Origin of the sequence: Streptomyces alkaliphilus (assembly GCF_014141535.1) — a bacterium.
Classification (GTDB): Bacteria; Actinomycetota; Actinomycetes; order Streptomycetales; family Streptomycetaceae; genus Streptomyces; species Streptomyces alkaliphilus.
On sequence record NZ_VKHT01000406.1, the window covers coordinates 1 to 4,386 of the forward strand.

The following is a 4,386-nucleotide window of genomic DNA, read 5'->3' on the forward strand; positions in this document are numbered from 1 at the left end:
ACGCCCACCTCTACGGCGTGGACGACCCGGTCCACGCCGCCGAGCACGGCTACATGCACCCCATCGACCTCGACCCCCACACCTACGCGCCCGTGCACGCCGAGGACCTGACACCCGAACAGGAACTCGCCCTGTACGGCGACCCCTCGGCCGACCCGCTCGACCTCCCCGAAACCCTGGAGGAGGCCCGCGAACGCCCCGGGCCCGAGGTCGGCGGGGTGGCGGTCCCCGCCACCGGCTGCCACGGCGAGGCGACCCTGCTGATCAACCGCCCCGACGACGGATGGATCGACCCCACCTTCCTGATGGAGCTGGCCGACGAGGCCGGGCACGAGGCCGACGAGGACGAGCGGGTGCGCGAGCTGCTGGCGGACTGGTCGGCCTGCATGGCCGAGGGGGGTCGGCCCGCCGACAGCCCGTTGACCGTCACCGAGGAACTCGGGCTCGGCGGTGACGTCTCCGGGGAGGAGGCGATCGCGGTGGCGGTGCTCGACGTGGCCTGCAAGGAGAAGACCGACCTGGTCGCCCGGTGGGCGGCCGTGGACTTCGACCACCAGGAACACGTCATCGAGGAACACTCCGAACTGCTCGCCGAGTACGCCGAGCAGCACACGGAGCGCATGGAACGGGCCCGGGTGATCCTCGCCGACGGGCCGGCCGCCGTCGCCGGGAACTGACCCCCTCGACGCCGGAGGCGCACCGGCCCGCCCGGGACCCGCGGTCCGGGCGGGCCGGTGGTCCGGGCCCCCGTGTCGGGGGCCCGGACCCGGCGCTCAGAACTCCTCGTCCAGCGAGACCGATCCCTCCACGGCCACCTGGTAGGCGGTGGGACGCCGCTCGAAGAAGTTGGTCAGCTCCTGCACGTCCTGCAACTCCATGAAGGCGAAGGGGTTCTCCGAGCCGTACACCGGGTCCAGGCCCAGTCGCGTCAGCCGCTGGTCGGCCACGCACTCCAGGTAGGCCCGCATCGACTCGGTGTTCATGCCCGGCAGCCCGTCCCCGCACAGGTCACGGGCGAACTGCAACTCGGCCTCGACCGCCTCCCGGATCATGGCGGTGACCCGCTCGCCCAGCTCCCCGTCGAACAGCTCCGGCTCCTCCTCCCGGACGGTGTCCACCACCGAGAAGGCGAAGTCCATGTGGCAGCTCTCGTCGCGGAACACCCAGTTGGTGCCGGTGGCCAGACCGTGCAGCAGGCCGCGCGAGCGGAACCAGTACACATAGGCGAAGGCACCGTAGAAGAACAGCCCCTCGATGCAGGCCGCGAAGCAGATCAGGTTGAGCAGGAAGCGTCGGCGGTCCTCCCGGCTCTCCAGCCGGTCCAGGTTCTCCACCGAGTCCATCCAGCGGAAGCAGAACTCGGCCTTCTCCCGGATGGAGGGAATGGACTCCACGGCGGCGAAGGCGTCCGCCCGCTGCTCGGGGTCGGGCAGGTAGGTGTCCAGCAGGGTCAGGTAGAACTGGACGTGCACCGCCTCCTCGAAGAGCTGTCGCGACAGGTACAGCCGCGCCTCCGGGGAGTTGATGTGCTTGTAGAGGGTGAGCACCAGATTGTTGGCGACGATCGAGTCGCCGGTGGCGAAGAAGGCCACCAGCCGGCCGATGAGGTGCCGCTCCCCGGGGGTGAGCCGGTCGAGGTCGGCCACGTCGGAGTGCAGGTCCACCTCCTCGACGGTCCAGGTGTTGCGGATGGCGGCCCGGTAGCGCTCGTAGAAGTCGGGGTAGCGCATCGGGCGCAGGGTCAGCTCGAACCCGGGGTCGAGCAGGGCGCGGGGGCGGTCCCGTCCGGCGGCGGAACCGGTCGGGGCGGCGGCGTGCGTGGTGATGGTGTGCTCCTCGGGACGCGGGAGGTCGGTGGTCGTGCGGGCGGTGGGCGCGCGCCCGGCGCGCGGTGCCGGGGTCACTGGCATGCCTCGCAGCTCTCCGGGTTCTCCAGCGAACAGGCTTCGGCGGCCGACCCGGTGACCTTCGGGGCGGTCGCCGGTGCCGGGCCCGCGGGGCCGGACGTCGGCGCGGGAACCCTCCGCGCCCCGGAGCCGCGGGCCGCCCGGGCGATCCGGGTCGCCGGGCGCGACCGCAGGTAGTAGGTGGTCTTCAGCCCGCTGCGCCAGGCGTGGGCGTACATCGAGCTGAGCCGGCCGATGGTCGGGGACTCCGCGAAGAGGTTCAGCGACTGGCTCTGGTCCAGGTACGGGGTGCGGGCGGCGGCGGTGTCGATCAGGGCCCGCTGCGGCAGCTCCCAGGCCGTTCGGTACAGGGCGCGGACGTGCTCGGGCAGCCCCGGCAGTTCGGCGACCGACCCGTTGGCCTCGCGCAGCGCCTCCCGGGTCGCCGCGTCCCACCGGCCCAGCCGCTTCAACTCGGCCACCAGATGGGCGTTGACCTGGAGGAACTCCCCGCTCAGCGTCTCGCGCTTGAAGAGGTTGGAGACCTGCGGCTCCACGCACTCGTACACCCCGGCGATCGAGGCGATGGTGGCGGTGGGCGCGATCGCGACCAACAGGGCGTTGCGCATGCCCGTTCGGGCGATCCGTGCCCGCAGCGCCGACCACCGCTCCGGCCAGGCGTGTTCGATGCCCTCCCAGTGGTCCGGGTGCAGCACGCCCCGCGCGGTCCGGGTCTGTGACCATGCGGGCAGCGGACCGTGACGCTCGGCGAGGTCGGCCGAGGCGGAGTAGGCGGCGAGCATGATCCGCTCCGAGATCCGGGTGGACAGCTCGCGGGCGGCGGGGGAGTCGAAGGGCAGGCCGAGCCGGAAGAAGACGTCCTGCAACCCCATCAGGCCCAGGCCCACCGGCCGCCACCGGGCGTTGGAGCGGGCCGCCTGCTCGGTGGGGTAGCGGTTGAGGTCCACCACCCGGTCCAGGAACAGGACGGCGGTCGCGGTGCTCGCGTCCAAGCGCTCCCAGTCCATCGCCTCCATCGGGTCGATCTCCCGCGCCGCGCGGGCCGGATCCCCGGGCAGGTCCTCGCGCAGGTGCGCGGCGAGGTTGAGCGAGCCGAGGTTGCACACGGCCGTCTCGCCGTCGTCGGTGACCTCCAGGATCTCGGTGCACAGGTTGGAGGAGTGCACCACCCGGCCGGGCAGGGCCGTCTGGTTGGCGGTGCGGTTGGCGGCGTCCTTGAAGGTCATCCACCCGTTGCCGGTCTGCGCGAGGGTCCGCATCATGCGGCCGTACAGCTCGCGGGCCGGCAGGGTGCGGCGGGCGAGGCCGGCGGCCTCGGCGCGGCGGTAGGCGGCGTCGAACTCCTCGCCCCACAGGTCGACCAGTTCCGGCACGTCGGAGGGGGAGAACAGCGACCAGGCGGCATCGTCGGCGACCCGGCGCATGAACTCGTCCGGAATCCAGTGCGCCAGGTTGAGGTTGTGGGTGCGGCGGGCGTCCTCGCCGGTGTTGTCCCGCAGCTCCAGGAACTCCTCGATGTCCGCGTGCCAGGTCTCCAGGTAGACGCAGGCCGCGCCCTTGCGCCGCCCGCCCTGGTTGACCGCCGCCACCGAGGCGTCCAGGGTCCGCAGGAACGGCACGATGCCGTTGGAGTGACCGTTGGTGCCCCGGATCAACGAGCCGCGCGCCCGCACCCGGGTCCAGGGCACGCCGATTCCCCCGGCGTGCTTGGAGAGCCGTGCCACCTGGTGGTAGCGCTCGTAGATGGAGTCCAACTCGTCGCGCGGGGAGTCCAGCAGGTAGCAGGAGGACATCTGCGGGTAGCGGGTGCCGGAGTTGAAGAGGGTGGGGGAGGAGGGCAGGTAGGCCAGGGAGGACATCAGCCGGTACAACTCGGCGACCTCGGCGAGGTGTTCGGCGTCCCGGGCGGGATCGGTGCCGTCGTGCTCCGGCTCCCCGCCGGCCAGGCCGCAGGCGACCCGGAGCAGGAAGTGCTGCGGGGTCTCCACCACCCGCCGGGTGATGGGGTGTCGCAGCAGGTACCGGGAGTGCACGGTACGCAGGCCGAAGTACTCGAAGCGGTCGTCGGCGCCCTCGGCCACGGCCCGCTCGACCAGCGTGTCCAGCTCCCGGCCGTGTCGGGAGACGAAGGCGGCGGTGCGCTCGGAGATCAGTCCCTCGCGGGCGCCCACGGCGATCGATGCGGTGAAGGAGTCGGCGCCCTGTCCGGCCGCCTCGTCCCGGATGACGAGGGTCAGCAGGCGGGCGGCGAGCCGGGAGTGGGCGGGGTCCTCGGCGATCAGGCCGGCGGCGGCCTCCACGGCCGCCTCCCGCAGTCGGTCGGCGTCGTCGCCGGGGGCCCGGCCCCGCAGGACCGCGGCGGCGACCCGGTCGGGGTCGGCGTCCGGGAGGTCCCCGGTCAGGTCGGTGAGCAGCCGCGACAGGGCGGTGCGGGGCGGATCCCGATCCGGGTCGGGCCCGGGGGCGGGTGCCCCTTCGC

Annotated in this window: 3 protein-coding genes; 1 reads left to right on the plus strand and 2 read right to left on the minus strand. The window is 72.8% G+C overall.

Annotation, left to right across the window (positions count from 1 at the left end; all coding sequences use genetic code 11):
- The coding region (locus FNQ90_RS13880; protein WP_182606666.1) for a hypothetical protein at window positions 1-677 on the plus strand (677 nt) is incomplete at its 5' end.
- 96 nt (window positions 678-773) lie between these two features.
- On the opposite strand, the gene FNQ90_RS13885 is transcribed toward FNQ90_RS13880, so the two are convergent.
- The gene (locus FNQ90_RS13885; protein WP_228471151.1) at window positions 774-1,730 is read right to left on the minus strand and encodes a ribonucleotide-diphosphate reductase subunit beta; all 957 of its coding nucleotides are present in this window, start codon (window positions 1,728-1,730) and stop codon (window positions 774-776) included.
- 170 nt (window positions 1,731-1,900) lie between these two features.
- Complete coding sequence (locus FNQ90_RS13890) at window positions 1,901-4,330, minus strand: ribonucleoside-diphosphate reductase subunit alpha (protein WP_182606668.1); 2,430 nt, start codon at window positions 4,328-4,330, stop codon at window positions 1,901-1,903.
- Window positions 4,331-4,386 lie beyond the last annotated feature (56 nt).

Excerpts from the sequence above, each read along its gene's own strand:
- FNQ90_RS13885 (WP_228471151.1), bottom strand. The coding sequence starts at position 1,730 with ATGCGCTACCCCGACTTCTACGAGCGCTACCGGGCCGCCATCCGCAAC.